Raw genomic sequence first — 25,489 nt, 5'->3', positions numbered from 1 at the left:
CCCGGCATACGCTTTCTGTCGGGCTTTTTATTTATTTCTACTGCCTTTTCCGCCTACTCTTTGACCATAATTTAACACTTTTTTATGTTTTAAATTACAAAGCATTTATATATAGTCGATGTTGAGCAGCCGCTCTTTAAAAAGGAATCGACTATTAAGGAATAATTGCTATGCGTTCAAGATATCTGTGTCTACTCACAACTATGTTGCTCTCAGCTTCTTCTATGGCGGCGGAAACAGCCTTACCGACTGCTTTTAAAGGCGCTACTGAAAATTCACAGCTCGCCGTGAGCTATGACGACCTCGATGCATTCTTAGATGCAGAAGTTTTGGTCATCGGCCGCTCTACCCGTGAAAAAGCGAAAAGACAAGTGACGACCGGAACACTTATGCGCTCCCGGGTAAATCGCCTTACTGCATTAGAGGCCAATCGCTTTCATTTTGACTCCCTGGATGATGAAAAAGTCAGCAATGTACTCACCACGTTAAAAGAGAGTCTGGAAACATTACCTGATCAGGTACCGCTGTCGTTGCTTTCGAAAAATGAGCAGTTGGCTTACTGGCTGAACCTTTACAATTTCACCATGCTACATGAAATTTCTAAACGCCAGATTACGGGAAGTTTGAAAGATGATTTGGGTTATGATGAAAACGGTGGATTGCTCAATGACAAAGTGCTCACTGTTGCGGGTGAGCAACTCAGCCTGAATGATATTCAGTTTGCTATTTTAAAAGAAAAGTACGACGAACCAGTGGTTATTTATGGGTTGTTTCAGGGCAATATCGGCGGTCCGAGCATTCGTGATGAGGCGTACACCGGCAAACGGGTTTGGCGTCAACTGGAAGATAATGCCATGGAGTTTATAAACTCTAACCGGGGCACCTATTACGATGGCAAAATTTCTGTCTTCTATGAGCATAATATGCCGTTTTTTGATAACAACCAGCAAAAGCTGAAGACACACCTACTTAATTATATCGATGAAGACCGCTATTACGAGGAAATAGAGTCTGCCGACGAACTTGAGTTTGCGATGAGCGATTGGCAAATTGCCGATTTGACAGGTGGTGCACGATCATACGGCGGCTCGGTCATGAACAACAGCGCAGCACTTATGGACTCTGTGCGTTCAGACCAGCAAGGGGTGGCAGGCAATGTTCAGAACTCCCTAGCTGATTCGCTTGTGCAGCGTTCACCGCTTGTCGGAAGATTTTCACCTGCCCAGATTGAGTTGCTAAATAAATTGAAAGTGAAGCATAAAATTAACAACGGCTCAGTAGAGGTGAAAGATATTTCGCAAGAAGAAGCGCGTAATAAATCTAAAACGCAATAATGATGGGACAGTTGTCACTCACTATCTACAAATTGTGAGTGACAACAAAATAGTATAACCAACCAATTCTCGCTGCGTATCCGCTCACAACTTGAATAAATTGCCCGACAATCCCCCGTTTTATTCTCCTCCTTTTATTAGTTCATTTTTTGTGCATACCGTGTATTATAAAATTCAGAATTAATGCGGAATATCTATAAAAGGAGTTCAAATGAAACCGATATACCTCGCACTTTTCCTGTCATTGAGTACCCCACTGTCCTTTGCAGCAGAAGAAAAGCTACCTGAGCTTTTCAGAGGTGCAACGGAAGATTCAAACCTGGAAGTCAGCTACGATGATTTGAACGCCTTTCTGGAAGCAGAAGTATTAGTGGTGGGTCGATCCACCCGCAAAAAAGTATCCCGTCAGGCCACTACGGGTACCAGGATGCGTTCCCGGATAAACAGGCTAACAGCACTCGAGGGAAACAGGTTTCATTTTGAGTCGTTACAAGACGAGGAAGTCATGAAAGTGCTGACCACATTGAAGGAAAGCCTGGAGGTATTACCTAGTCAGGTGCCCCTTTCGATGCTGTCTGAAGACGAACAGCTGGCTTATTGGCTGAATCTTTACAACTTTACGATGTTGTATGAGATAGGACAGCGTGAGCTTAACGGTAGCCTGCAGGATGCGCTGGCCTACGATGAGAAAAGCCCCCTGCTGCACGATAAGGTGCTTACCGTAGCGGGTGAAGAGCTAAGCCTGCATGACATCCACTTTACCATTTTAAAAGAAAAGTTCGAGCAGCCGGTGGTTATCTATGGTCTGTTTCAGGGCAACATAGGTGGCCCAAGCATTCGTGACGAAGCCTATACGGGTAGTCGAGTATGGCGGCAACTGGAAGATAACGCGGTTGAATTTATAAACTCAAACCGTGGGACCTATTACGATGGTGAGATTTCAGTGTACTACAAGCACAATCTCCCCTTCTTTGATAACGATAAAGTCAAACTAAAAACCCACATTCTGAATTATGTCGATGACGACCGTTATTATGAAGAAATCGTGAACGCCCGCGAATTGGAGTTTGAGATGAGCGACTGGCAAATTGCTGATTTGACCGGAGGCGCACGAAACTATGGCGGTTCGGCAATGATTAATAGTGCTGCTTTGCTGGATGCTGTGCGCTCTGAGCAGATGATGTATAACGAAGGCTCTAGTGGAGGTATGACCGGTGTCGAGACATCGCTGGACCAGTCAATGGTACAAAAAGCCCGGATGGCGACCAGATTCCCCGCAATTCAGCTGGAAATGTTGCAGAAGCTAAAAGCGCAGCATGAGATGAATAGCGGTACTGTAGACGTTAAAGATATTAGCGAAGAAGAGGCAAAATCTTCATCAGACAATAAGTAGGTACACCACCTAAGCCGGTAGCCCGTTCAATACCTTCTGTTGTACGGGCTATCTTCCAATCGGCCTCTCCCCCCTTTCTAAACCTTGTGTCCGTCACTTCTTAAAATTTCCAGATACGTTTTTCAAAGATCGCTAAAATCATTTTAAATCGTCTTGCGCAGGAAAAAATGAGGTTGGTAACTACCTTTAGGGTAAAATGCCCGACTCGGAACATTATCGGGCTTACCAACCTCTAAGGGGACTATAAAATTGCATAAAAAGCAGTAGATAAAAGCTATACAATTCCTTTATATTTACAAATGTAGTTAACTTTAGTGACTACAACCATGAGTAGAAATACCTAATTTGACATCTCATCGCCGACATGTCTTAATGGGTACTACCAATTAAACGCAAGACATTGATTTTTAAAACATTTATATTCAACCAAGGATCCTCTCATGACCACGCCTTCCAAGGTGTATCTGGTAGATGACGACAAGCTGATTTTAGAGACGCTGGCCAGGATCTTTAACGAGTCCCAATTCTCTGTTCACACCTTCAGTGATACCCGTGCCTTTTTAAATAGTGATATAGACACGCACAATGCGTGTGTCATTCTTGACCTCAATATGCCCTATCATACCGGGCTTGATGTGCTTGCCGCATTGAAACAATCACATCCCGGTTTGCCCGTTCTTATCTACTCGGGAAAAGCCGATGTAATCACGGCTGTTAAAGCTATGGAAGATGGCGCCGTAACCCTTATACAAAAATCGGCAACACCAGAGCGACTGATTAGAAAAGCGCAGGAAGCTATCGATCAGCGTAAATCGCTGCTTCAGGAGCTGGATAAAACACGCAAGGCTAAGATGCTTGTAGCCCAGCTTACCGAGCGCGAGTTAGATGTCGCTAAACTGGTTTCCGAAGGATACTCTGCCTCAGAAATCGCCGAAATGCTGTACATCAGTCACCGTACCGTAGAAGCGCATAAGTCTAATATCTTTAGCAAGCTTGACGTTCACTCAGTGGCATCACTCACCCGCGTGGTATTACAGGCGCAACGATGACGGTTTCTGACTAAATTACGTAATTTCCCGAATACACTGTTTTGCGGATGTTCACTATATTTCAGCCTCTTGTTTCAAAGGGGTGAAGATGTCCGCAAAAGTGCTTGTTCTGGATGATGACCAAATAATTCGTCTTTCCTTATTTCACGCGCTCACAATAGAAGGATTTGCCTGTACTGCATGTTCAGGTATTGATGAGCTAATTAAGGCTAACAGCGCATTAAATCCCGACATTATTCTTGTCGATCTGTGCCTGGGGGCCGAAGATGGTTTAGACGCTTTTTCAGCACTTGCTCAGCACAACAGTAAAGCAAAAATCATTGTTATCAGTGGTGCCGATATGGATGTCATTGATGCAGCCAGTCACTCGGCAGCATCCCAGGGCTTAACAGTCGCCGGTATGCTGAAGAAACCGTTCCCGCTTAAGACCCTGGTGCAGCTTATCAATGAGGCTACACAAAAAAGCATTACACCGCACTCGCGCCCTAAAATCAGCGAACAACCTGTTACCGCTGAGGATCTTCATCAGGCAATTCTCAACCGTGAACTATCGCTGGTGTTTCAGCCCAAGCTGGATATCAATACGCAGTCTCTGGCTGGCGCCGAAGTACTTTGCCGGTGGCACAGTAAAAAATTCGGGACCATCGCACCTGATGACTTCATTCCAATGGCTGAGCGCAGTAACGGTATTATTGCGCTGACAGAATATGTGCTTATCAGCGCTATACAATGGTTGTCAGAATTTTTAAAAATCAAAACACGGTACCCTGCGGGGCTGGTTAGTCAGGACTTTCACCTGTCGATCAATATCTCAGGCAAATCGCTGGAAGACACTAATTTTTTGAACAAGCTCGACACGCTTATTGGTGACTATCGCGTTCAGCCTTCACATCTGATGCTTGAAATGAGCGAATCAGTCGCGATTGGCCAGCACGCTGTAGCACCAGAAGTGCTGACCCGCCTGCGATTAAGAGGATACCGACTGGCAGTTGATGATCTGGGGAGCGGGCTTGCGTCTATCGAGCAGCTGGTCAGACTGCCCTTTTCAGAGCTTAAAATTCATCGTCGCTTTGTCACCTCTGCCATGCACGCGTATGAGTCTTCACTGATTACCAGTACGCTTATTAAAATGGGCCAGGGGCTTGGCCTCAGTGTTACCGCTGTGGGTGTTGAAAACGCTGATACGGTGGCATTGCTGGAGCAAAAAGGCTGTCATTTTGCGCAAGGTTTCCATTTTGCGTCGGCAATGACGCCTGAAACGTTTACGCACTGGTTGGAGAAGCACGCCAATGAGCAATTGCCCTATCGTATCTCCACCGTGCGCGCACTAAACCCTCAGCCATTACAACCGGAAGACCGCTTCGACCGGTTAACACGGTTGATCAGTCGTATTCTGCACACCTCGGTAAGTGCAATTTCGATACTTGAAGAAGAAATGTGCTACCTGAAAGCAAAAGTTGGTATAAGTACCAAATCGATACCAGCAGACAATTCATTGTGTTATCGCCTGCTGCCAGATACCGATATGATTGTTATACCGGACCTTATGGAAGACGCGCAGGCTGCTGACACACCACTTGTACACGTCAAGCCGCCTTATCGGTTATTTGTTACCCATGCCTTAAGGGCAAACAATGGCTGTATTGTAGGGAGTGTATTTGTGTCAGACCGCAGTGTAGGCAACTGGTCGGCCAAGCGCCAGTCACAGTTTAAAATGCTGGCACGCCTTGTAGAGCAGGAGATCCGTTACAGCGCAGCATCCAGCATTGATGTCGTCAGCCAGATAAGTAATGTTGAAGCTTTCACACGACGTGCCGACGCGCTTGTAGCCTTTGCGGCTAATGCAGGACACAATGTGCAAGTGATAAAAATCACTGCATTATCACATCAGTCTTCAGTTAACGAAGCGCTGCAAAGAGTCAGTAAACTGGGCAGAAATACCTTTTTTGATGCTGATGATTTAGGTCGCACTGGTGAGGCGCAAATCACTGCTATATTCATCGGCAGAAGTAAAGATGAGGTAATGAAGCTATTAGTGAAAGCCGAGTTAGCACTGAAAGACCTTGAAAGGCAGTCTCCCCTGATCGATAGCCTGCGTATTACACACTATTCACCCGATGATATGTTTGGTGATAGTTTACAGCATATCTTCTGTCAACCGGAAAAAGCACGCTCATCGCATATCATTGTTCGTAGCTGAACGCGCTGATGTTAATGCCCCCTGGACGTGTGCCAACAGGCTCTGACTGGAAAACGGCTTTTGCAGAAAGTACCACCCCTCCGGGCTATTGCTTTGGTACCCCATGAAACCCGACGTAACCAGAATTCGCAGCGCCGGGTGTGTGGTTTGTACACGTTCAGCCAGCTCAAAGCCTGATAATGCGCCAGGCATGACAATGTCGGTCAATACCAAATCAATATCCTGTTTAACGTTCAGCACTTCCAGTGCGTCCTCAGCTGTCTCAGCCTGAATCACGCGATAGCCCTCTTTTTGTAAGACAGAGGTTGTACTTTCACGTACCAGCTCATCGTCCTCAACCAGCAAAATGGTAGCCCCTCCGGTGGGCTGTAAGGGTTTGGCAGGTAAACGTGCTCTTTGAGAACCGCAGGTAGGTAATACCATATGCACCGTGGTCCCTTTCCCGACCATGGAATTAATATGCATATTTCCCCCGGACTGTCGTACAAATCCAAACACCATACTGAGTCCTAAACCTGTGCCTTTATCACAGGTTTTGGTAGTGAAGAAAGGCTCCAACACTCTGTCCAGTACCTCCTGGGCAATGCCCTCCCCATCATCTTTTACGGAGATATGTGCTTTATCACCCTGTATGCCGAACAGGCTTTCATGACAGGATTGTTCCAGACGGATCGTTATTTTGCCGCCATCGGGCATCGCGTCTCTGGAGTTAAGGCATAAATTCACCAGTGCATTTTGCAACTGGCCGGGATCAACCTTTACCCACAAGGGACTGGCAGGACGATTGAAAACAAGCCGGTACTTCTCACCTAGGGTGCGTTCCAGCATCTCTACAGACTCTTCAATCAAGTCTTCGACGAGAATAACCTCAGGCTGAAGCTGCTGTTTACTGGCAAATGCTAAAAGGCGCTGATTGAGACGTGCTCCCCGTTCTGCGGCACGCATAATAAGCGTCATCATTCTTGCCAAATCCGGCGCGTCCTGTAAACGACCTATCAAATGCCGGGTATTGATAAGAATAACCGTAAGCAGATTATTAAAATCATGTGCAACACCACCGGTCAGTTGCCCCAGTGACTCCATCTTCTGCGCCTGGAAGAGCCTGTGATCTAAAATCCGCTTTTCAGTGACATCACGGCTGATAGATGCCATAAAATCTGGCTTACGCCCTGACTCTTCGTTCTGCTCCTTCCAGATAGGGAATATTCTGCCCTCTATCCAGCGAATCTGTCCGTCCGGGCGAATAATACGACACTCTATATCTCTTGGGCTGTGATGAGCCTGCCTTCGGGCATGTTCTATTTTGGTGAGATCATCGGGGTGCACCAGCTTTCGCCAGGCTGATTTGTGGTTCATTACCACTTTGGCGTCCCGGCCAACCATCTTCCTGAATGCCTGAGACACATACAGCACTTTTTCGCTGTCGAATGCTTCAAGCCAGAACACATCGTCAGTATTTTGTAATAGGCGGAGAAAACGCTGCTCACTAAGTTGCAGGCTGGAGTTAAGCGCGAACCGGTATCGTTCTGAACGCAGTAACGCCAGGCCGAGCAATGCAAGTAACAGACTGCTCAATACAATAATGACCATAAACCAGTGGCGCTGCTGAATACGTCGTTCTTCCAGGCTTTCGGCAAGTTGACGCTCTATGCGATCCGCCTGGCTTGAAATCTGATAAATCTCTTCTCTAAGCTCCGCATCAACCTTACTGCCACTATCGACCAGCGTATTGAGTTTCAGCGACATTTCCTCAACATTCTTCAGCATGTCCTCAGACGAGCTTTTACTGTTGAGCTGATACGCGATAGTCTGATATTCACTTAACGATTGTGTAATCAACGCCATCCCTACGCGCCGTTGCCAGGGGCTATCCGCTTCACCGCTCAGTGCGAAGTGCATCAAACCATTGGTAAAATCGCTTTCGGCCTGTTCAATGGCGTATACCATATTTACCCGATAATCTATTTCCTTCTCACGAATGTGAAAAACCACCGCCGTTGCTATAGTAATAATGAGCATTGCCGGAACAATGAATAATATCCAGCGGCTTTGGTCCCGCAAATACCTAAGCGTGAGCATCATAGGGTGTAGCACCGCTCTTTGTGTAAAGAGGCATCAAATGGAGTCATTCCGCCTTGCGTCAGTGCACTAAGCGTATCTTCCTGTTTACTCACAGACGCCTGTGCAGTGTTCCAGCGCTGCGCCAGTTCGGTATCCTCCTTTCTTATAACAAAAGCCGATACCTGACGGTTTTCCAGAATGCCCTGACCATCCTTGATTTGATAACGTTCAGGGCTTTCCTCTGATACTTGCATCAATGTTGGACGTGTCATTACCAGCATATCTGCGCGGCCTGATTTAAGCGCTAATAATCCCAGCCGGATGTCTTCAACCGACAAAAACGCCTCTGGCTCATAATGCTGCTTCAATATAGACTCTTCCGATGAGCCATCAATGACGACAAAGCGAAGCGCCTGTGATGAAAGGGGGGCTTCGGAAATAACGTTATTGTTATCTTTACGCCACAGTACCGCGGTATTTGATTGGGATAGTGGTGTTGTGAAGCAAAGGTTTTGCTCTGTGCGTGCTCGCGTAACCGCCATTCCCGCTGCAATGACATCTATCCGATTGTTCAGCAGCGCCGGAATCAGCCTGTCAAAGGAGAGCAGTACCCACTTGACGTTATCTACTCCCATCTTCCGGGTAATTTGTCGAGCGACATCTGGATAAACCCCTCTTACTTCCCCTACTTCGTTCACATAAGAATAGGGAGGTTCGTGGGTATATCCAATTTTAAGTGTGGCAGGCGGCGTCTCTCGGCTACAGCCAGATAGCATGATTACCACTATCAAAAAAATTGTTCGAATAACCGACGAAATAAGCATTAATACAAGCTCTACCTATTAGAGAACCCGCCAATGTACGCGCCGGTCCGTTTCAGACCTATTCGTAAAATTACGTAAATAGAGATTCCGGAAGAAGAATAGCAGGCAGTAAGCGGGATTGAAGGAAAGATAAATATAGTGATATCTCAGCGCGACTAAGCAGTGAAAAGCAGCGCGTTAATGATTGACTACCGAAAGTGTAGACGAGCTTTTATCAATTTCAAGAAACGGAACGAAATTTTATGTTTACCTGAACCCTCCGGTCGTAGTGATAACCTGGGCACCATAAAAAGTATTGGTAGGTCTGATAACGGGGCAGTACAGACCGATATGCTCACACTTATAAAGTCGGCCCCCGCGTATCAGCAATATGATAAGCGAGGGCTAAGCAGGTTTTATATCTGTGTCAGTTCGATAATCAGGCTGTATTCCTGATTAGAGGTCGCATTCAAACCAGTGGTCAGTGAGATTCTGTCAGACTCTACAATCGTGCCATCCGGATACTGGACCTTAAGCGTGACATTGTAGTAATTTTTCTCAAACGCGAAGATTATGTCACCTTTCCAGTTTTCCGACATATTTTCGCAACTGAAGAACGGCGTCGACTTTCCTTTAGGAATAGTGATTGGACAGGTAAATTGCGATGGTGAATTAGTAATCACCAGATTAGACAGATCGACATAACTGGCTTTTTTGCTGTTATTAGTTTCACAAGGCTGCGTTTCGCCGTTTAACGTTATCAGACAGTTAATGTTACCAATTAAAGCAAAGAATTTTTCAGATGCGGCTTTACTATTTACCGTCACTAGTAACGAATTGTCCAGCTTACCGCCATAAAAGTACGTGGGAGAGATACCCGCAGTGCCTGTTATGCCCGCGTTATACCCCATGGCAAAATTACTAATAGCCGTTGTACCATCGCTTAGCGCTTCGACCCGGCCCCGACTGTAGGTACCGTAAAAATCATTCACCGGGTCCAGGATAGTTTGAATACTTTCATTAGTAACAGTGGCAATCGCCGAGTATTTTGAATTCCACTGAGACAATAACGTCAGGTTCACATCATAAAATGGGGCATAGGCCTTCCAGTCTTCCTTACCGGCCTCAATCATCGCTTTGAGTGCTTGTTTATGGCTGGTTGTCATTCTGTCAAGGTAGATCCCACGAGAAATCAGTTGCTGTCCACCCGGTCCCATTGTAATAGAACGATCAGTGGGCTTTGAAGGTGCACCGCTGCCCATCACGCTGGCAGCTATGGCTGATTCGGTATAAGCGGTGTAATTAGCCAGCGTTTCAGTATCCAGCAAGTACCTGTCGCTAAACTGAATAACATCCAGCAGCTGCCAGTCGGGATACATTTGAAAGTAACCATCAACCCGCTTAAACCGGCATACCTCGTCGTAAGCGTCACCCACTGATGATGCTGGCAGGTAGCTTCCATCGTTCATTTTTTTATAATGGCCGTGTGGTTCGCCGCCCTCTTTGCGGTAATACTGCTCCTGATCGATCATCGCCTGCGTATCATGATGATCCCGACAGCAGGTGTTGCAAATTGCTGGCTGCTGACTACCGTCTGCTTCGCCAGTTTGTTTTTGTATTTTTTCGCCGGGCTTTACCACCAGCTCGTTGCCATCATAGTCCGTCATGCTCGGCGTGTAACCTTCTCCGGTGCCTGCCAGCGTGCACGAGCAGTTTACCGTCAGAAAATCTTCCTGCTCCAGCTTGTCAGTTTGATCGGGCAAATCGATATAGCGGATAGTTTCAAACTGAACCAGATTGTTATCGCCCTGCTTATCAATATCCGGTACCGGCTTGCTGGTTTCGATACTCTCGCCATTACCCAGTTCGTAAGAGATAACATCAGGTGCCAGACCCGGTGTGTATGCCACTTTTGGCTGATTTTTTGCGCCGTCCGATTCATTGTTAGCCTGAAAACTTCTGGCCAATAATACTGGGGCTACATTGCCCTCTACGGCGATGGACTTCGTTTCTCCCTGCGGGTCCGTCCAGCTCACATTCACCGTCACAATTTTTTGCCCGGGCACATCCGGCGCAGGCACTGGGATCCCGATGTCGCCTTCGGTCAACCAGGTATCCGGCACGCCATCGCTGTCAGTATCGGTGTAAAACTGATTCTCAACCGCCCAGGTTCTGGTGAATGTATAGGTGCGGGTAGCATCGGTTTTGATATCAACCACCACACTTCCGGCATTCAGGCCACCACCAGCATCATCACCAATATCGTTATAGGCAGGTAAGCCTGCAGTAGTGCGCAACACGTCAAACTGGCGCAAGTCATCCAGCTTTTCCTGCGCCAGTTGTAACGCTACCTGACGCAGATTGAGCTTTGCATCGCTTCGCATATATTCGGTTTGCAACGTGACAAAGCCTGTTACACCTAACATGATTATCAAAGAGGCAATTAATACTTCGACCAGGGAGAACCCTTTTATATTTTTATTGTGACTCATCACGTTAGTACTCCTAAAAATCCCGCCAGCTTCCAGGAACAATGGCTACCCGTTGAAACGCATCGCTCAGACGCAGGCCCTGTAGTACCTCTGCATCGTAAACGGAGTTGTAGGTACCGCCAGAATTTCCTACCGGATGGTTTGAGGCAACTACGCCGTTAACCCGCGCGCTACCGACCATATCGATGTCAAAATCTGCTACTGTAGTAGGCTTACGAAACGGAAAAACCATACCGTTGATTTGCGCACCACCGTTCATTTTCAAATTACCGTCAGCGATGACCAGAACTACCGGATCATCCGGGCTGCCGATGGTGGTATTTGAATTCACAGTACAATCGCCATCTACCCACAATAAACCGGTTGAAGACGGCCCCAGCGAGCTGCAGTCAGTCAGTCTGAGATCGGCGTCCGCGCGCAATGTTGGCCATTCAGGCTCTGGTATATTGAAAAGATACTCCATCATGTCTGGCGGGAAATTAGCGTCATCATCCAGGATATCGAGGTCTTTAAAGCCTTTTTCAGAATACGGTGAGGTTGAGCAGTTACCTTCACTGAACTCCTGTAATCCACAGGTGGTACCACTACCACTTTGCATGTTGACGGGTTTGTCGGTCCAGATAGATAAAGGCACGCCTTCCCCACCACCATTAGGATTAGCCACCACCTCAAAGTTACCGCTCACGCCTAGACCACCTGCAACAATCAGCGGTACATCGGGTGGGTTGGCCAGAACAGAATACTGAATCACCTGTTGCTGCTGATCGACGTTAGATAATGAATCAGGCGAGCTTCCCTGCGCGGTGAGCGTCACCAGTTGCAGCACGGTGGACTGTCTTGTAATGGTTTGTCTGACACCCTGGACACTGTAACTGCCCTGCCCCGGTAAGGTTCCGGTAATTTCAGAACCATCCCATCCCGGATCTTCGGTCAACCGGCTAATAGCACGTGCCAGACCAGCCTCAGCGCTACTGAAGGCAAGCTGATAGTTTTGCGCGTTAAGTATAATTTTGTGCTCGAAGGACTTTACCCGACCGGTAGACAAAGTCACTAATGTAACCAGTATCAGCAGCAATAAAACTGCAGTAAGCATCATGGCACCGCGCTGCTGGGCAGGCCTGACAAAAGTAGCGGTTTTATCCATCATAATTTCTCACCAGTACTTCAGTTGTGAACTGACGTGATATATCAGTATTGGCTTCAAGTTCAGCCTGCAGATTGATGGTAATTGACGTGGTCGGAATATTATTGCTGAGCGTCTGCCCCATAGTGAACGACAGCCTTTCCACAAGAACGATGCTGTTATCTGTGAGCGGTAGCCAGCCGTCCTGCGTGCAGGTCAGGTTATTCTGACGCATTTCTACCGTTTGCCCTCGCAGTCTGTAACCAAAATTTTCACTGTCTCCGGTTGAGTCCAGCACGCCATTGTCGTTGGCATCGTAAGAAAAAAGAATGCAGCTACCAGCAGCCTCGCCGGTATATGCACTGATAACCAGTGAATCTGAGAAGTCAGACGGATTGGCTGCAGGATCGGTAAGCATCGCTACCGTGTCACCTGAATAACCGGCCCGCCGGATGTCTCGCTGCAAAAGGGAGAGGACCACAGAGGATTCTTCGTTTACCCGTGCGCTTTTTAATAGGTTAACATTAACGCCCACGCCATATCCCACCAGGGATCCCAACGCGGTAAGCGCAGCAATACCCAGTGCCATGCCTATCATTAACTCAACCAGAGTAAAGCCGTGCTGTGCGTTTAGCTTGCGCATGATGGATAACCTCCCAGATCGCCGGAGACCACGCAGATTTGAACCCTGCCAACTTCATTTAAATTGATGCGGACGGTATCTGTACCATTAGAAAAATTGGCTGAACCACTGTTATTCAATGTCAGGCCGCGGGTACCATCAAATGTCGTCTGATTATCCGTGCCAAAAGTAAGTGCGGGCAACGTGACGCCCGGGAAATCCTGGCCTCGCAGGACATTTTCAACACCATCCACCGTACAACTGTTTGCTACGGCACAATCACAATCTGTTTGATCCGTAGTACCTACACACCAATTCTGGCCAGCAGTAAAGTCTACCTGGATATCTGCCGACTGACGCACAGCATGACTGCGCGCCTGCTGCATACCGAAATACACATTTTCAACAGCACCGGACAGTGCCGCACTACGCTGGACATCAGATATAGCCGGCGCGCCAAGCGTAACGACGATGGCAACGATAGCGACTGCTATCATGAGTTCCAGTAAAGACAGCCCTTTTTGATTACTCACCCTGACACCTATACCTTCGGATAAATCCTGAAACCTTATTCCAGCGGAATGTGGTCTATGCTCTGTGTTCTCAAAAAAGAAACGTTCAGGTTCTTAGGAAGTATACTAAGCGAAATTTTTCCTAACCTAAGTATTAGAAGTGATGTTCACGTATGAAGCACGCAAAGTTCAAAAAACAAGATGGAGGCTGGACACTGGTCGAGCTGATGATTGTGGTCGCTATAGCAGGGATTATTGCAACCATTGCGATTCCCAGTTACCAGTCCCACCTTACCAATGCCCGACGCGCGGATGCACAGAACGCGCTGTTGCAATTGAAAATGCAGCAGGAATCTTACCGACTTGAGAATAATAGCTATGCCGCTACCGGCGAAATCGGCATGCCAACTTCTGAATTTTATACCTTCACCGTGAGTAACGCGACTGCCACAACGTATACATTAAGTGCAGCAGCAAAAGGTGGGCAGACAGGTGATACAGGCTGTACATCGCTGAGCCTGGACCAATCTATGAATAAACTACCGGCAGGCTGCTGGTAACCCATCTGTACGTTGTTTTAAGACACTAAGCGCTGGCGAGGGCCAGCGCGTGCCTTTAATTAGTCAGCGCGGGTATAGGTTAATGTTACACCCATCTGGCCAATCTCCAGATTATCCTCGTCATTAATTTCGAAGACCTGCTCCTCACCATCTTTTGCAAATACCAGGTATTGCTTACCAGCGCTTTCACGGGTGAAGATGTCATCAACCTGATTTCGCTGTCCGTTTGCTTCGATATAGTCTTCGCCAATAACCATTGTGCCGCCGCCAGCCTGATTGATTAGCTTTTCCAGCATCGCATTATCCGATGTTGCTTTCCAGGTGCCTTCGTAGCCGTGGCCACCACATGCAGATAATATCCCTGCCATCAAACCGGCAATTAATAATTTCCCTGCTTTCATCTTTGTTTCCTTTTACAGTAATTTCTTACACAAACAATATGTTGCGCTTATCTTCAGGAAGGAAATCATACAAATACCGCCGCAATTTGAACAGCACCATTCGCTTCAGCCTCAGGGTGCAGCGCCATTGATATACCGTGCCCGAACGAAGTATCAGCACTGGGACTGCATAAATGCCATTGCCTTTTTGAGAAACTTTTCTCCTTGTTCACCGCCAGCACGCAGCGCTTGTTGTCCTTCGGAATCTTCAATCTCCTCCATTTGCGCTCTGACTACTTCCGGCTGCTGTTCTGACTCAGGAAGGAATATACCGTCAGTTTCCACAATACGGGCTACTGAATAGCCGCCAACGCCGGCGCATAAAATCATGCGGTTAGGTGCGTCTTTGTCACACAGCGTCAGCGCGCCGGCAGTCACAGCTTCAGTGGTCAGTAGTCCGAAAACTTCTGGCGGTAATAAATCCTCGGTCATCCGGGTCCCGGCAGTAGGCGCCAGAGCATTTATCCGAATACCATACTTCGCCCCTTCCAGAACCAGCGTGTTCATCAGGCCGATCACAGCCATTTTAGCAGCACCATAATTCGCCTGACCAAAGTTGCCGTACAGTCCACTTGAAGAGGTAGTCATTACGATTCGCCCGTACTGCTGCTCGCGCATAATATCCCACACGGCTTTGGTGCAGTTGACCGACCCCATAACATGCACATCCATCACTGTCTTAAAGTCATCAAGCGCCATTTTGGCGAAGGACTTATCACGTAGTATGCCGGCGTTATTAATAAGAATATCTACACGCCCCCAGGCATTCATAGCAGCATCTACCATCTGCTGTACCTGCGAGAACTCAGCGACATTAGCGCCGTTGGCAATTGCCTCGCCACCCGCTTCTTTTATCTGAGCAACAACCGCCTCCGCGGCAGCAGATGAACCGCCGGTGCCGTCTCTGGCGCCACCGAAATCATTTACAATGACTTTTGCTCCACGCGCGGCCAATTTCAGCGCATGGGTTTTACCTAATCCATTACCGGCGCCCGTTACAATGGCCACTTGCCCTTCATATGAAATTGTCATTAACTTTCCTGCTGATTGTTATTATCAATAACCTGAACGCCAATCCATTGTGCTACCAGGGCTGGTTTATCACTGCCCTCAAGCTCAATAGTAATGTCATAGGTCACAAAAATTTGTTGAGGATTTGGCTGGCTTACTTCCGCGACGCTGGCATGACAGCGAATACGGCTGTCCACCTTAACCGGTGTAATAAACCTGACTTTGTTCAATCCATAGTTTATTCCCATTACCGCTCCTTCGGCCTGCAACCCGAAGGACTGCGCAAAATAAGACAGCATCGATAAGCTCAGAAATCCGTGTGCGATGGTGCTGCCAAAGGGTGTCCGGGCAGCCTTTTCAGCGTCAATATGAATAAACTGGTGATCGTGGGTACAGTCAGCAAAGTTGTCTATCTGCGACTGGGTAATAGTAAACCAGTCTGTGACTGGCAGAGTTTGACCGGCACTTGCCAATAGCGCTTCGCGTGTAACAGTTTGCATAATGGGCGTTATCCTATTTTCAGAACCATTCCGGTTGCATATCGAAATTGGTCGTATCCAGCTCTCGCACCAGCGTTGCCCAGTGATTGATTTCAGGTAGCTCACTCACAAAGAAAAAACGCATAGCCTGAATCTTACCGCGATAAAAGGCCTCATCGCTATCATGCAGGGGGGTATCAAGGGCGCGTTGCGCCACCAGCCCCTGTTTTAACCACATCCAGGCAACGACGACGTGTCCGAATACATCAAGGTACTTCACAGAATTTGAGAATGCTGCATCAATGTTCATCGACCGGGATGCGCCCAACACAGTTTGAGTAGTGTCATCCAACGTTTTTAACGCTTTTTCAAGCGTATCAGCATAGTCTTCAAGGCCAGCGACATTTTTCGCTGCAATGATAGTTTCAGTGATGGCCTTGATGCATGCTTTATATCCTGCAAACTGGTTACGGGGAACTTTACGCCCTAACAAATCCATCGACTGGATACCCGTTGTACCTTCATGTATCGGATTCAACCGGTTTTCCCGGTAAAACATTTCTACCGGATGCTCATTGGTATAGCCGGCCCCTCCAAGAACCTGAATAGCATAGTGATTCGCCCTGAGCCCATACTCAGAAGGCCAGGTTTTGATAATCGGCGTCAGAAAATCAAGTAGCAGATGGGCCTGTTCTCTTTGCTCTGCTTCGGGCGCAGTTTTTTCATCATCATGCAATCTGGCACCATACAAACATAACGCCAGAGCGCCTTCTGCATAAGCTTTTTGAGCCAGAAGCATCCGCTTAACATCACTGTGTTCAATAATATTCACTGGCGCAGAATGCGGGTCCTTTTCTGCCAGCAGTCTACCCTGCGGACGCTCCCTGGCGTAGTCCAGCGAATATTGATAACCGGCAAGCGCCATGACAGCGGCACCGGTTCCGACAAATAAGCGCGCTTCATTCATCATATGGAACATGTAACTCAGCCCCATATTTTCCTCGCCGACCAGATATCCGACCGCGCCGTCTTTCTCACCGAAGCTTAAGGACGTTGAGGTAATCGCGTGCCCGCCCATTTTATGAAAAAGCCCGGCCAGCGCGACATCGTTGCGCGCGTCAATCTCGCCGTTATCGCCAACCAGAAATTTAGGCACGATAAATAGTGATATGCCTTTGATGCCCTTCGGTGCACCCTGCACCCTTGCCAGTACCAGGTGTACAATGTTTTCGGTCAAATCATGATCGCCCCCGGAAATATAAACTTTATTACCGGTAATCCGATACGTGCCATCGTCCTGACGTACGGCTTTAGTGATCAGGTCAGCCAGGCCGGAGCCTGCGCCCGGCTCTGTCATTGCCATCGTTCCGGTGAAGCGCCCTTCCCGCATTGGCCTGACCCACTTTTCAATTTGTTCGGCAGTACCGTGGGCTTCTATAAGATTGGCGTTGGCGTTAGTCAGAGTGGTGTATCCCATGGTACTCATGCCAGCTGCCGTTAAGTGGGTACTCAGCGCGCAGGCAATGGTGGAGGGAAGTTGCATCCCGCCCATATCAAAATCAGCGGTAGCCGATGCCAGCCCGGCATCAATAACCGCCTGCATCGCGGTTTTAATTTCAGGAATAAGATGGGCATCTTTACCATCAAATTCTGGCCTGATCAGATCTGTCTTCTGTCGTATTGGAAGCAGGTATTTTTCGGCCACACTCCTGGCAGTGTCCATCGCTGCCTCAAAGGTTTCTTTGCTGTGCTCCCGGAAGCGTTCGCGGCGGGTCAGTGACTCTGCGTCTAACAGCTCATACAACATGAATGCGATATCGCGGTCATTCAGTAACGATGCGGCCATAGTATCCTCATTGCGCCGGGGCGCGGTTGGTAAAATGCGTTAATAAACTGCGCGTATTGTTGCGCCACCCAACAACAGATAACATGACCTGACATGTCAGGTCAGGTCATGTCAGGTCAGGTCTGTGAATAAACGTCTGACTGCTTCCTCAGATTCTTTTGCAGGTAATAAAGATGCGCGTTGATGCGTCAATTAATAACGATTCACCGTTTTCCGGTTTGCTTCGCTTCTGGCGCAGTGTGCACCAGGTTAGTCAGGAAGAACTCGCCTATCGCACCGGTTCATCTGCCCGGCATCTCAGCCGGCTTGAAAACAGCCATGTGTCACCCAGCCTTGAGATGGTTGAAGCTATCGCTGTCGCACTGGACATGCTTGAAAGAGACAGTAACCACTTACTTATTGCCGCCGGATTCAGAGCGCAGGAAAAAAAAGCAGACTTCCGCTCCGCCGATTTAAAGTGGTTGCGCAAAGCTATGGCACTTACCTTACGCGCATTAGATCCTCACCCAACGGTCTTAATTGACGGCAGTGGCGATATTCTGATGGTCAATGAAAGCTGGGTTGCGTTTTATAGCCGGTTGATTGGTGAGCATCACCTTGCCTGTGTGACTAATCATTTTGATTTATTGTTTAGCTTGCACGATGCCACCTCAGGCTCAAAAGCCTATACCGATGCACTGTGTCTAATTTTGATGAGCATTCAGCAGGATGTGCTGCTTACACAAGATAACGCGATGCAGCAGCGACTGACCCAATTGTGCGCTACCCCCGGTGTTCCTGATGACTGGGCCAGACGAGCAGCGCAGCTGGATCCGATGGCCAGCTTTCGGGTAGAACTTCAGATAGATGGCTCGCCTGAACGTTTTTTCAGTGTCAGCCAGACTGTTGGCGCTATGGGTCCCACAGCTTATGTCTCAGAGCCGCGGCTTACTATCAATACGCTTTATCCTGAAAGCGCCGCGAAACACGCGGGTGCGGATGCCCAGGGTTATCGGCATCCGCTTTTACCTGAATAAGCGCTGAGGCCTTAAACCTTAGCGCTTACGCAATTCACGGCGTAAGATCTTGCCAACGGTGGATTTGGGCAGCTCTTCAAGCACCTCGATATGTTTTGGCACCTTATAGTTAGTCAGGTGTTCCCGACAATATTCACGCAGTTCATCCTGGGTAACCGACTCGTTCACGGTAACAAACGCCTTCACGGCTTCGCCTGTTTTCTCATCGGCTTCACCCACCACGGCAGCCTCCATTACGGCTGGGTGTTCACTAAGCACATCTTCTACTTCATTGGGGAAAACGTTGAAGCCTGAAACAATGATCATGTCTTTGAGTCTGTCGACGATCTTCACATTGCCATTACTTTGTATCAGCCCCATGTCGCCGGTTTTAAACCAGCCATCAATCATCACTTTGCTGGTTTCATCCTCCCGCTGCCAGTATCCCTTCATGACCTGTGGGCCCTTGACCACCAGCTCGCCGACTTCACCCTCAGGCACGGGTTGGTTGTGCTCATCCCACGCGGCCACCTGAGTTTGCTCCAGAGGCTTACCAACCGTACCCAGCTCTTCTTCACCGAATACGTTAAACGATACCACCGGCGATGTCTCTGACAGGCCGTACCCCTCTGTGATAGCACAACCGGTTACATCCTCCCACAAATGCGCGGCTGAATGCGTGAGTGCCGCGCCACCAGATAGCGTAATTTTTAGGTTGCTGAAGTCTATTTCTTTAAAACCCGGATGCTGGCATAGCCCGACAAACAACGTGTTAATACCGGCAAGACCCTTGAAGGGAACGGCTTTAATCGCATTAACAAAGCTATCCATGTCCCTGGGGTTTGGTATCAGTAAATTTGCTTCCCCCATGCCAAACAGCCCAATCATATTCACTGTGAAGGCGTAAATATGGTAAAGCGGCAACGGACAGACAAACACACCTTCGCTTTGCTGGCACCGAGCTTCTAATCGCGCCGCCATCTGACCGGCATTGGCAAGCAAATTACCATGTGACAACACTGCCCCTTTAGAAACCCCGGTGGTTCCTCCGGTATACTGGAGCACAGCCGTATCATCACGCTGCGCCTGACTGGGCGTGAAGTCGCCAAGTGTTTCGCCCTTGTTCAGCGCATCGATGAAGTTGTGATAGTTATGCCCAGGCGAGGAGGGTTGAATAAAGTCAGCGGCCTCTGTCACCAACACATGTTCTATTTGCGTTTGCTCGCGAACCTGTTCCAGTTTGGGTAATAAGTCGCTGAGAATAACAATGGCCTTTGCCCCTGAATCCGTAAACTGATGGAGCATTTCTCTGGGTGTATACAACGGATTGGTATTAACCACTACCAGCCCAAGTCTGACTGCCGCGTACATGGCAACCGGGTACTGAATCAGGTTTGGCAACTGAATGACAATACGGTCACCGGCTTTTAAGCCCATTTCATGCTCGAAGTAGCGCGCCAAATGCGTCGCATGCTTGTCCAGCTCATCATAGAGCATTGACTGGCCCAGACACCGATAAGCAAGACGCCCCTCATAGCTTGCAAACCTGTCATCTATAAATTGGCGTAAATTCGTATAATTCTCGTTAATTGACATGCTATTTTGTCTCCTGCTTGTGGGACGGATCTGGTTTAGAAAAATGTGAACCGGGCATGGCCCTCATAACAATGGCCTTCGCGTCGATATGCGAAGGCAATGTGCCGTAATGATGAAATTTTTGCTGTGACAGACGGGCACTGACAAATGCGTCGGCGATCCACGGCTCACCATATACAATGAGCGTGGCTGCCTGCCAGCAGAGCGCCAGTTGCTCCATAAGCCGCCGTGCATGAACTTCCAGGTTGTCAGTGTCAGCCATATCGGCAATAGCGGTTTCCAGCGCCTGGTCGTAATCTGTATAGTGCCCCCTGGCCTTGCCAAGTTCTGCCAGTAATGCAGATAACGTATCGGGCTCACGTTTAAGTACGCGTAAAAGGTCCAGACACTGGACGTTACCGGAGCCCTCCCAGATTGCATTCACCGGCGCCTCTCGGTACAGCCTGCTGGTAACATTATCTTCAACGTAACCGACCCCGCCGATACACTCCATGGCTTCATAGGTGTGTTGCACAGCTTGCTTGCAAATCCAGTATTTACCAATTGCCGTGGCACTTCTGACCAAAGCTGCTTCCTGAGGATCATTCAGGTTGTCCAGCGCGCGGGAGATGCGCAGGCTGATAGCCAGCGCTGCTTCTGCTTCCAGGGCCAGATCTGCCAGCACATTGATCATAAGAGGCTGTTCATGCAACGGCTTTCCAAAAGCAGCGCGCCCGGCTGTGTGCCATATCGCTTCTTTCGCGGCCTGTGCCATTAAGGCACTGGACCCCAGCATACAGTCATAACGGGTGAGCGCGACCATTTGAATAATCGTATTGATCCCCTTGCCTTCTTCACCCAAAAGCCAGCCGTGGGCCTCGCGAAATTCAATCTCTGAACTGGCGTTGGACTTGTTACCCAACTTGTCTTTCAGACGCTGAATGTGAATCGGGTTTTTGGTGCCATCTTCGCGCCAGCGAGGCACCAGAAAACACGAGAGGCGATCGTCGCACTGTGCAAGTACCAAAAAGCCATCACACATTGGGGCACTGCAAAACCACTTATGCCCTGTCAAAGAATAAAGCTGACCGGGCCCGGCATGCTTAACAGGTACAGCCCGGGTGGTATTTGCCCTGACATCACTGCCCCCCTGCTTTTCGGTCATCGCCATACCAATAGTCACGCCCTCTTTTTCATACCAGGGACGGTTACTGCCGTCATATATGCCTGACAGGATTTTCGGTAACCAGCGTTTTGCGACATCGGGCTGAACAGATATGGCAGGCACGGCGGCAAACGTCATCGTAAGCGGGCAACCTGAGCCTGGGTCGGCGTGTGTATGCAGATAAGCCATAGCGCCGCGTACGACATGCTCGCCAACCTGTTCTGACGTCCATGGCAAACTACAATGACCCTGACTGATAGCGTGAGACATTAGCTGATGGTAAGCAGGATGATAAATAACCTCATCAACGCGGTGACCAAACCGGTTGTGCGTCTCAAACTGCGGCGCATGTCGATTAGCCAGAAACCCTGCTTCCTGTAACTCATGGCCAATATGATGCCCGAACTTAGTCAGTCGTTCAGTTCCGTGTTTCCCACCGAATTGATTTATCCAGTATTGCAAAATGGTATCGGCTTCAAAGGCATTGTAGTTTGCCAGCGGAGCAGGCTGATTAAACACGCTGTGCGTGTCGTAATGAAAAACCGGTTGCGCCATATGTATCCCTGTGTGGTCAGATGTCTTTCTACTCATTCAATTTACCCGACATTAACATGGATTTCACAGGTTTTTCTGAAAAGAGTACGGTCGGAACAGTGCTCATTCGAGAAGGCAAATTGTTTAATCGGCACAACGTAAAATCTAAGGCGCAATACCGCTTACTGTTACGGGCTTTTTAAGTAGACACGCTTTATAATTCGCTTACTGTTTTCTTTATAACCTGAGTTTTTCATGCTGCGCGCTTTTACTTTAATTCTTCTTTTCTGTTCATCGGCTTTCGCTACGGCCACTACCTGGAGTGAAACAGAATTTCATCTGCAACAGGGCAAATTGAATCAGCCCTTTGCCTCCACACCAGGTACCGATCTCGATACCACTATTGTTACGTTTCAACACGCCAGTGGCTGGGAATACGGCGGCAATTTTTTATTTTTTGACTACGCCAGAACTGACACAGGCGATGAACTTTATGCCGAGTGGTACCCGTTTTTCAGTAGCAGTGCGCTGTTTGACGTAAAGTATGATGGTGCTATTAGCGATATAGGTATGGTCCTGGGCGTCAATGCTGCGCCAGATGCCGATGTACTGAAGTACCTGCCCGGTGTGCAAATCAATTGGAATGCTCCTGGCTTTGCCTTTTTCAATACCCTTTTCACAGCCTATATTGATGATAGTAAAGGGTTGGCTTCAGGCGGCGCACCGGCCGAAGAAAACAGTTACATGGTTGATGCGGCATGGCGCTATCCTGCCCAAACCGGTCGACAGCGTTGGTCTGTGGAAGGACATGCTGAATATATCTCTGGCAGAGATAGCGAAATACCAGGTGTTACCGTTAAAGACTGGGTGCTGGGACAGGTACAGCTGCGCTGGGATGTTGGCCACGCACTGTTTAATAAAAAAGACACGGTCTTTGTAGGCATTGAGTATCAATACTGGAACAACAAGCTGGGCACAGACGAAGATGAAAGTGTCGCGCAATTGCTCGCCGTTTGGCGGCTATAGAGGATTATATAAACTCATTGCCGCGCGCGATAAAAATAATTTGTTCAGTAGAACAGGATTTTTTCTCACACTTTTCCTTTACCTGCGTGTCGCTTCAGGCTACAAACACGCTTTGTCATTCGGTAGTTTAAAGGACAACTCGACATGCCAGTGATCGATAATTGGCTTGCCTACGCAAAACAGCACGCTGCGCGTGTGCAGGATGCTGTGCTTAGCACAGAGTTTTTGTATCAACTGTTGCTGATTCTGGGTATCTATCTGGTCGCTTATCTTGTAGCCAGTCAGGTACGCAAGACTATTCCCTTCATGCGTCGTCCTCAAAATCAGCGTTTTCATTCGCTGCAAATGCTGGGCTATCGGCTTGGGACGATGTTATTTCCGCTGATCACTGTATTTTTATTATTGCTTACCACGCGGCTGGGGAATTTATTTCAGGTTGATGCCTGGCTATTAGATGTTGCACTGGTGCTGGCGGTCCTCATCTTCTTAAATAATTGTATTAAAAGTTTTGTGGCCAATAGCATCATCGCTGCGTTTATGCGCTACATCGGCCTGCCCATCGTGTTTCTTCACCTGATTGGGGTGTTACCGACTGTAATTACCGCGTTGGAGTCAATTTCGGTCACGGTGGGTAATATTGAGCTTTCGGCTTACGGCATTCTACGGGTGCTGATTTTCGGTGCCCTGCTGTTCTGGCTGGGACGTGCATCAAACAGTGTCGGCAAGGATATTATCCGTAATCAGAAATCATTGGATATTGCCACCAAGGAGGTTTTCGCCAAACTGTTTGAGGTAGCGGTATTTTGTGTCATTTTCCTCCTCTTACTTAACATCATGGGCATTAACCTCACAGCACTGGCTGTGTTTGGTGGCGCTCTGGGTGTTGGTCTGGGTCTGGGCCTGCAAAGCATTGCCTCAAATTTTATATCCGGCATTATTATTTTGCTGGATCGCTCGCTTACCGTAGGCGACTATGTTGAGCTGGAGGATGGCAGCAAAGGCTTTGTGCGTGAATTTAAAATGCGTTATGCCATTTTAGAGACCTACGATGGTAAGGACATCCTGGTTCCGAATGAGAAGTTCATTAGTGCCTTACTGATAAACTGGACACACAAAGATCCTAAGCAGCGCTATCGCATCGATTTCAGCGTGGCCTATCACACAGATATAAGAGCCATGGTAGAAATTATTAAAGAGGCGGTGGCAGAGCATCCCCAGGTGTTAAGTGGTGAAGATGTGCCCCTCGAGGAGCGCCCCGATTGTGAGATCGATAGCTTTGGCGATTCAGGCGTAAACATGTTCGTCGAGTTCTGGATGGAAGGCATTGATGATGGCAAAAACCGTGTGGGCGGGGACTTGTTATTGTTAATATTTGAGACCCTTCGGGAACATGATATTTCTATTCCCTTTCCACAACGTGAAGTACGAATTCTTAACCAGGAAGATAATGCATAAATTTCAGGGGGCTGGCTCCGTCCCCTAACCTATCGATTAAGTGATAGCAGGAATCAGACAAAAGTCTAACTCGTTTATTTTTTGCACTATCAAGCCTGTTTTACAACCTTAAACTTTGCTTAATGACAAAATTTAAATAAAGATAATTTTTAAAAACTTATCCAAAACACCCTTTTTATCATATTAAAAACAACAACTTAATTTAATGTTAACCGATTGTTAATTCTTTTACGTGTGTTCTTCACATTTTACACAGTAATTCTCATTTTACTTGGTCTGCGATTTTGCTATCCTTTTGCGGCGAATTTTTTAGCTGTCGATTTTTTGTTCAGTTTCAATGTTTGAAGTGAGTGGTAGATGTCCTTTTTGACCTCTTTGATGACAACCCGAAAGCAAGCTCAGCTTAGCCAGAAAGCCAGTGCGGTCACGCAATGGTTATGTAAGGGTGTGGGCGCCACTTTATTTATATCTGTATTGAATATCGCACTGTTATTGTGTGGTGCGCTGGCCGATTCTACCGATGTAGTATCTGCAGTTATCGAAAATCCGTTTATTGGCCCTGTGACTGTTGCCTCACTGGGCATGCTGGTAGCGTGCAAAGCAATTTATCACGCTTTTCGCAATGCTATATTTGGCGACCTGTTTAAATACACACCGGCGCGCCGCGCGGGTGTCATATCCAGTAAGTCTTCACTTACTCATACCGAATTTGCCGTAAGTCAACGTGTTCGTTTATCACATGGCTCACGCGCACCCCCTTTAAGTTTCACTTAGCGTTTCGACCTGTTAGCAGATAACTCTGCCGGCAAGCCGT

General features: G+C 48.0%; 21 protein-coding genes. 9 read left to right on the top strand and 12 right to left on the bottom strand.

The genetic code is table 11. The annotated features are described in order from the left end of the window. The first annotated feature begins 170 nt into the window (after positions 1–170). The 4 genes from FBQ74_RS03580 to FBQ74_RS03565 all read left to right on the top strand — a co-directional run bounded on the left by FBQ74_RS03580 (position 171) and on the right by FBQ74_RS03565 (position 5,976). Positions 171–1,334, top strand: coding sequence for a DUF547 domain-containing protein (locus FBQ74_RS03580; protein ID WP_139755357.1), 1,164 nt, complete (start codon positions 171–173; stop codon positions 1,332–1,334). Between the two features lie 211 nt (positions 1,335–1,545). Next, positions 1,546–2,727 (top strand): DUF547 domain-containing protein, encoded by a 1,182-nt coding sequence (locus FBQ74_RS03575; RefSeq protein ID WP_139755356.1) that lies wholly within the window; start codon positions 1,546–1,548, stop codon positions 2,725–2,727. A gap of 440 nt (positions 2,728–3,167) precedes the next feature. Continuing rightward, the gene (locus tag FBQ74_RS03570; protein WP_139755355.1) at positions 3,168–3,776 is read left to right on the top strand and encodes a response regulator transcription factor; all 609 of its coding nucleotides are present in this window, start codon (positions 3,168–3,170) and stop codon (positions 3,774–3,776) included. An 88-nt stretch (positions 3,777–3,864) separates the two neighbouring features. Then, positions 3,865–5,976 (top strand): EAL domain-containing response regulator, encoded by a 2,112-nt coding sequence (locus FBQ74_RS03565; protein WP_139755354.1) that lies wholly within the window; start codon positions 3,865–3,867, stop codon positions 5,974–5,976. On the opposite strand, the gene FBQ74_RS03560 is transcribed toward FBQ74_RS03565, so the two are convergent. The 6 genes from FBQ74_RS03560 to FBQ74_RS03535 all read right to left on the bottom strand — a co-directional run bounded on the left by FBQ74_RS03560 (position 5,950) and on the right by FBQ74_RS03535 (position 13,610). Then, complete coding sequence (locus FBQ74_RS03560) at positions 5,950–8,058, bottom strand: ATP-binding protein (protein WP_139755353.1); 2,109 nt, start codon at positions 8,056–8,058, stop codon at positions 5,950–5,952. The two genes, FBQ74_RS03565 and FBQ74_RS03560, sit on opposite strands and share 27 nt — an antisense overlap. Beyond that, positions 8,055–8,813: a substrate-binding periplasmic protein gene (locus FBQ74_RS03555; protein WP_168190595.1), complete on the bottom strand. Its 759-nt coding sequence runs from the start codon at positions 8,811–8,813 to the stop codon at positions 8,055–8,057. Before FBQ74_RS03555 ends, FBQ74_RS03560 begins: the two co-directional genes overlap by 4 nt. Before the next feature lie 443 nt (positions 8,814–9,256). Further along, the gene (locus FBQ74_RS03550; protein ID WP_139755351.1) at positions 9,257–11,332 is read right to left on the bottom strand and encodes a prepilin-type N-terminal cleavage/methylation domain-containing protein; all 2,076 of its coding nucleotides are present in this window, start codon (positions 11,330–11,332) and stop codon (positions 9,257–9,259) included. 13 nt (positions 11,333–11,345) lie between these two features. Then, a complete protein-coding gene (locus FBQ74_RS03545) occupies positions 11,346–12,479 on the bottom strand; it encodes a PilX N-terminal domain-containing pilus assembly protein (RefSeq protein ID WP_139755350.1) in 1,134 nt (377 codons plus the stop codon). Further along, positions 12,469–13,098, bottom strand: a complete 630-nt coding sequence (locus tag FBQ74_RS03540; RefSeq protein ID WP_139755349.1) for a prepilin-type N-terminal cleavage/methylation domain-containing protein — start codon at positions 13,096–13,098, stop codon at positions 12,469–12,471. The genes FBQ74_RS03545 and FBQ74_RS03540 overlap by 11 nt, the downstream gene beginning before the upstream one ends. Continuing rightward, entirely contained in the window at positions 13,086–13,610 is a 525-nt protein-coding gene (locus FBQ74_RS03535) for a GspH/FimT family pseudopilin (protein ID WP_139755348.1), read from the bottom strand. The genes FBQ74_RS03540 and FBQ74_RS03535 overlap by 13 nt, the downstream gene beginning before the upstream one ends. A 152-nt stretch (positions 13,611–13,762) precedes the next feature. Here FBQ74_RS03535 and FBQ74_RS03530 point away from each other — a divergent pair, with 152 nt between their 5' ends. Beyond that, the gene (locus tag FBQ74_RS03530) at positions 13,763–14,149 is read left to right on the top strand and encodes a type IV pilin protein (RefSeq protein ID WP_139755347.1); all 387 of its coding nucleotides are present in this window, start codon (positions 13,763–13,765) and stop codon (positions 14,147–14,149) included. Positions 14,150–14,208: 59 nt separating this feature from the next. Here the strand turns inward: FBQ74_RS03530 and FBQ74_RS03525 are convergent, their stop codons facing one another. The 4 genes from FBQ74_RS03525 to FBQ74_RS03510 form a co-directional block, all read right to left on the bottom strand. Further along, positions 14,209–14,550 (bottom strand): hypothetical protein, encoded by a 342-nt coding sequence (locus FBQ74_RS03525; protein WP_139755346.1) that lies wholly within the window; start codon positions 14,548–14,550, stop codon positions 14,209–14,211. A gap of 153 nt (positions 14,551–14,703) precedes the next feature. Then, a complete protein-coding gene (locus FBQ74_RS03520) occupies positions 14,704–15,621 on the bottom strand; it encodes an SDR family NAD(P)-dependent oxidoreductase (RefSeq protein ID WP_139755345.1) in 918 nt (305 codons plus the stop codon). Further along, positions 15,621–16,100 carry a MaoC family dehydratase gene (locus FBQ74_RS03515; protein ID WP_139755344.1) on the bottom strand — a complete coding sequence of 160 codons (480 nt, stop codon included), beginning with the start codon at positions 16,098–16,100 and terminating at the stop codon, positions 15,621–15,623. The genes FBQ74_RS03520 and FBQ74_RS03515 overlap by 1 nt, the downstream gene beginning before the upstream one ends. 19 nt (positions 16,101–16,119) lie before the next feature. Continuing rightward, positions 16,120–17,925: an acyl-CoA dehydrogenase gene (locus FBQ74_RS03510; protein WP_139755343.1), complete on the bottom strand. Its 1,806-nt coding sequence runs from the start codon at positions 17,923–17,925 to the stop codon at positions 16,120–16,122. A 173-nt stretch (positions 17,926–18,098) separates the two neighbouring features. On the opposite strand from FBQ74_RS03510, the gene FBQ74_RS03505 reads away from it, so the two are divergent. Then, positions 18,099–18,941 (top strand): helix-turn-helix domain-containing protein, encoded by an 843-nt coding sequence (locus tag FBQ74_RS03505; protein WP_139755342.1) that lies wholly within the window; start codon positions 18,099–18,101, stop codon positions 18,939–18,941. 18 nt (positions 18,942–18,959) lie between these two features. On the opposite strand, the gene FBQ74_RS03500 is transcribed toward FBQ74_RS03505, so the two are convergent. Next, positions 18,960–20,516 (bottom strand): AMP-binding protein, encoded by a 1,557-nt coding sequence (locus FBQ74_RS03500; protein ID WP_139755341.1) that lies wholly within the window; start codon positions 20,514–20,516, stop codon positions 18,960–18,962. Position 20,517: 1 nt separating this feature from the next. Continuing rightward, a complete protein-coding gene (locus FBQ74_RS03495; protein WP_232371967.1) occupies positions 20,518–22,251 on the bottom strand; it encodes an acyl-CoA dehydrogenase family protein in 1,734 nt (577 codons plus the stop codon). Between the two features lie 198 nt (positions 22,252–22,449). Between FBQ74_RS03495 and FBQ74_RS03490 the strand changes: the two genes are divergently transcribed. The 3 genes from FBQ74_RS03490 (at position 22,450) to FBQ74_RS03480 (ending at position 25,449) form a co-directional block, all read left to right on the top strand. Beyond that, positions 22,450–23,220 (top strand): hypothetical protein, encoded by a 771-nt coding sequence (locus FBQ74_RS03490; protein WP_139755340.1) that lies wholly within the window; start codon positions 22,450–22,452, stop codon positions 23,218–23,220. Positions 23,221–23,364: 144 nt separating this feature from the next. After that, entirely contained in the window at positions 23,365–24,675 is a 1,311-nt protein-coding gene (locus tag FBQ74_RS03485) for a mechanosensitive ion channel family protein (RefSeq protein ID WP_139755339.1), read from the top strand. Positions 24,676–25,032: 357 nt separating this feature from the next. After that, positions 25,033–25,449, top strand: coding sequence for a hypothetical protein (locus FBQ74_RS03480; protein ID WP_139755338.1), 417 nt, complete (start codon positions 25,033–25,035; stop codon positions 25,447–25,449). Positions 25,450–25,489: the final 40 nt, after the last annotated feature.

Source organism: Salinimonas iocasae, from assembly GCF_006228385.1.
GTDB classification, from domain to species: domain Bacteria; phylum Pseudomonadota; class Gammaproteobacteria; order Enterobacterales; family Alteromonadaceae; genus Alteromonas; species Alteromonas iocasae.
Note: the sequence above shows the minus strand (reverse complement) of the source record. Positions and strands in the feature narration are given on the sequence as shown.

What these genes read in the sequence shown, in the direction of transcription:
- FBQ74_RS03580 (WP_139755357.1), top strand. Translation starts at nt 171, where the DNA reads ATGCGTTCAAGATATCTGTGTCTACTCACAACTATGTTGCTCTCAGCT.
- FBQ74_RS03575 (WP_139755356.1), top strand. Translation starts at nt 1,546, where the DNA reads ATGAAACCGATATACCTCGCACTTTTCCTGTCATTGAGTACCCCACTG.
- FBQ74_RS03570 (WP_139755355.1), top strand. Translation starts at nt 3,168, where the DNA reads ATGACCACGCCTTCCAAGGTGTATCTGGTAGATGACGACAAGCTGATT.
- FBQ74_RS03565 (WP_139755354.1), top strand. Translation starts at nt 3,865, where the DNA reads ATGTCCGCAAAAGTGCTTGTTCTGGATGATGACCAAATAATTCGTCTT.
- FBQ74_RS03560 (WP_139755353.1), bottom strand. Translation starts at nt 8,058, where the DNA reads ATGATGCTCACGCTTAGGTATTTGCGGGACCAAAGCCGCTGGATATTA.
- FBQ74_RS03555 (WP_168190595.1), bottom strand. Translation starts at nt 8,813, where the DNA reads ATGCTATCTGGCTGTAGCCGAGAGACGCCGCCTGCCACACTTAAAATT.
- FBQ74_RS03550 (WP_139755351.1), bottom strand. Translation starts at nt 11,332, where the DNA reads ATGAGTCACAATAAAAATATAAAAGGGTTCTCCCTGGTCGAAGTATTA.
- FBQ74_RS03545 (WP_139755350.1), bottom strand. Translation starts at nt 12,479, where the DNA reads ATGATGGATAAAACCGCTACTTTTGTCAGGCCTGCCCAGCAGCGCGGT.
- FBQ74_RS03540 (WP_139755349.1), bottom strand. Translation starts at nt 13,098, where the DNA reads ATGCGCAAGCTAAACGCACAGCACGGCTTTACTCTGGTTGAGTTAATG.
- FBQ74_RS03530 (WP_139755347.1), top strand. Translation starts at nt 13,763, where the DNA reads ATGAAGCACGCAAAGTTCAAAAAACAAGATGGAGGCTGGACACTGGTC.
- FBQ74_RS03525 (WP_139755346.1), bottom strand. Translation starts at nt 14,550, where the DNA reads ATGAAAGCAGGGAAATTATTAATTGCCGGTTTGATGGCAGGGATATTA.
- FBQ74_RS03520 (WP_139755345.1), bottom strand. Translation starts at nt 15,621, where the DNA reads ATGACAATTTCATATGAAGGGCAAGTGGCCATTGTAACGGGCGCCGGT.
- FBQ74_RS03515 (WP_139755344.1), bottom strand. Translation starts at nt 16,100, where the DNA reads ATGCAAACTGTTACACGCGAAGCGCTATTGGCAAGTGCCGGTCAAACT.
- FBQ74_RS03510 (WP_139755343.1), bottom strand. Translation starts at nt 17,925, where the DNA reads ATGGCCGCATCGTTACTGAATGACCGCGATATCGCATTCATGTTGTAT.
- FBQ74_RS03505 (WP_139755342.1), top strand. Translation starts at nt 18,099, where the DNA reads ATGCGCGTTGATGCGTCAATTAATAACGATTCACCGTTTTCCGGTTTG.
- FBQ74_RS03500 (WP_139755341.1), bottom strand. Translation starts at nt 20,516, where the DNA reads ATGTCAATTAACGAGAATTATACGAATTTACGCCAATTTATAGATGAC.
- FBQ74_RS03495 (WP_232371967.1), bottom strand. Translation starts at nt 22,251, where the DNA reads ATGAGTAGAAAGACATCTGACCACACAGGGATACATATGGCGCAACCG.
- FBQ74_RS03490 (WP_139755340.1), top strand. Translation starts at nt 22,450, where the DNA reads ATGCTGCGCGCTTTTACTTTAATTCTTCTTTTCTGTTCATCGGCTTTC.
- FBQ74_RS03485 (WP_139755339.1), top strand. Translation starts at nt 23,365, where the DNA reads ATGCCAGTGATCGATAATTGGCTTGCCTACGCAAAACAGCACGCTGCG.
- FBQ74_RS03480 (WP_139755338.1), top strand. Translation starts at nt 25,033, where the DNA reads ATGTCCTTTTTGACCTCTTTGATGACAACCCGAAAGCAAGCTCAGCTT.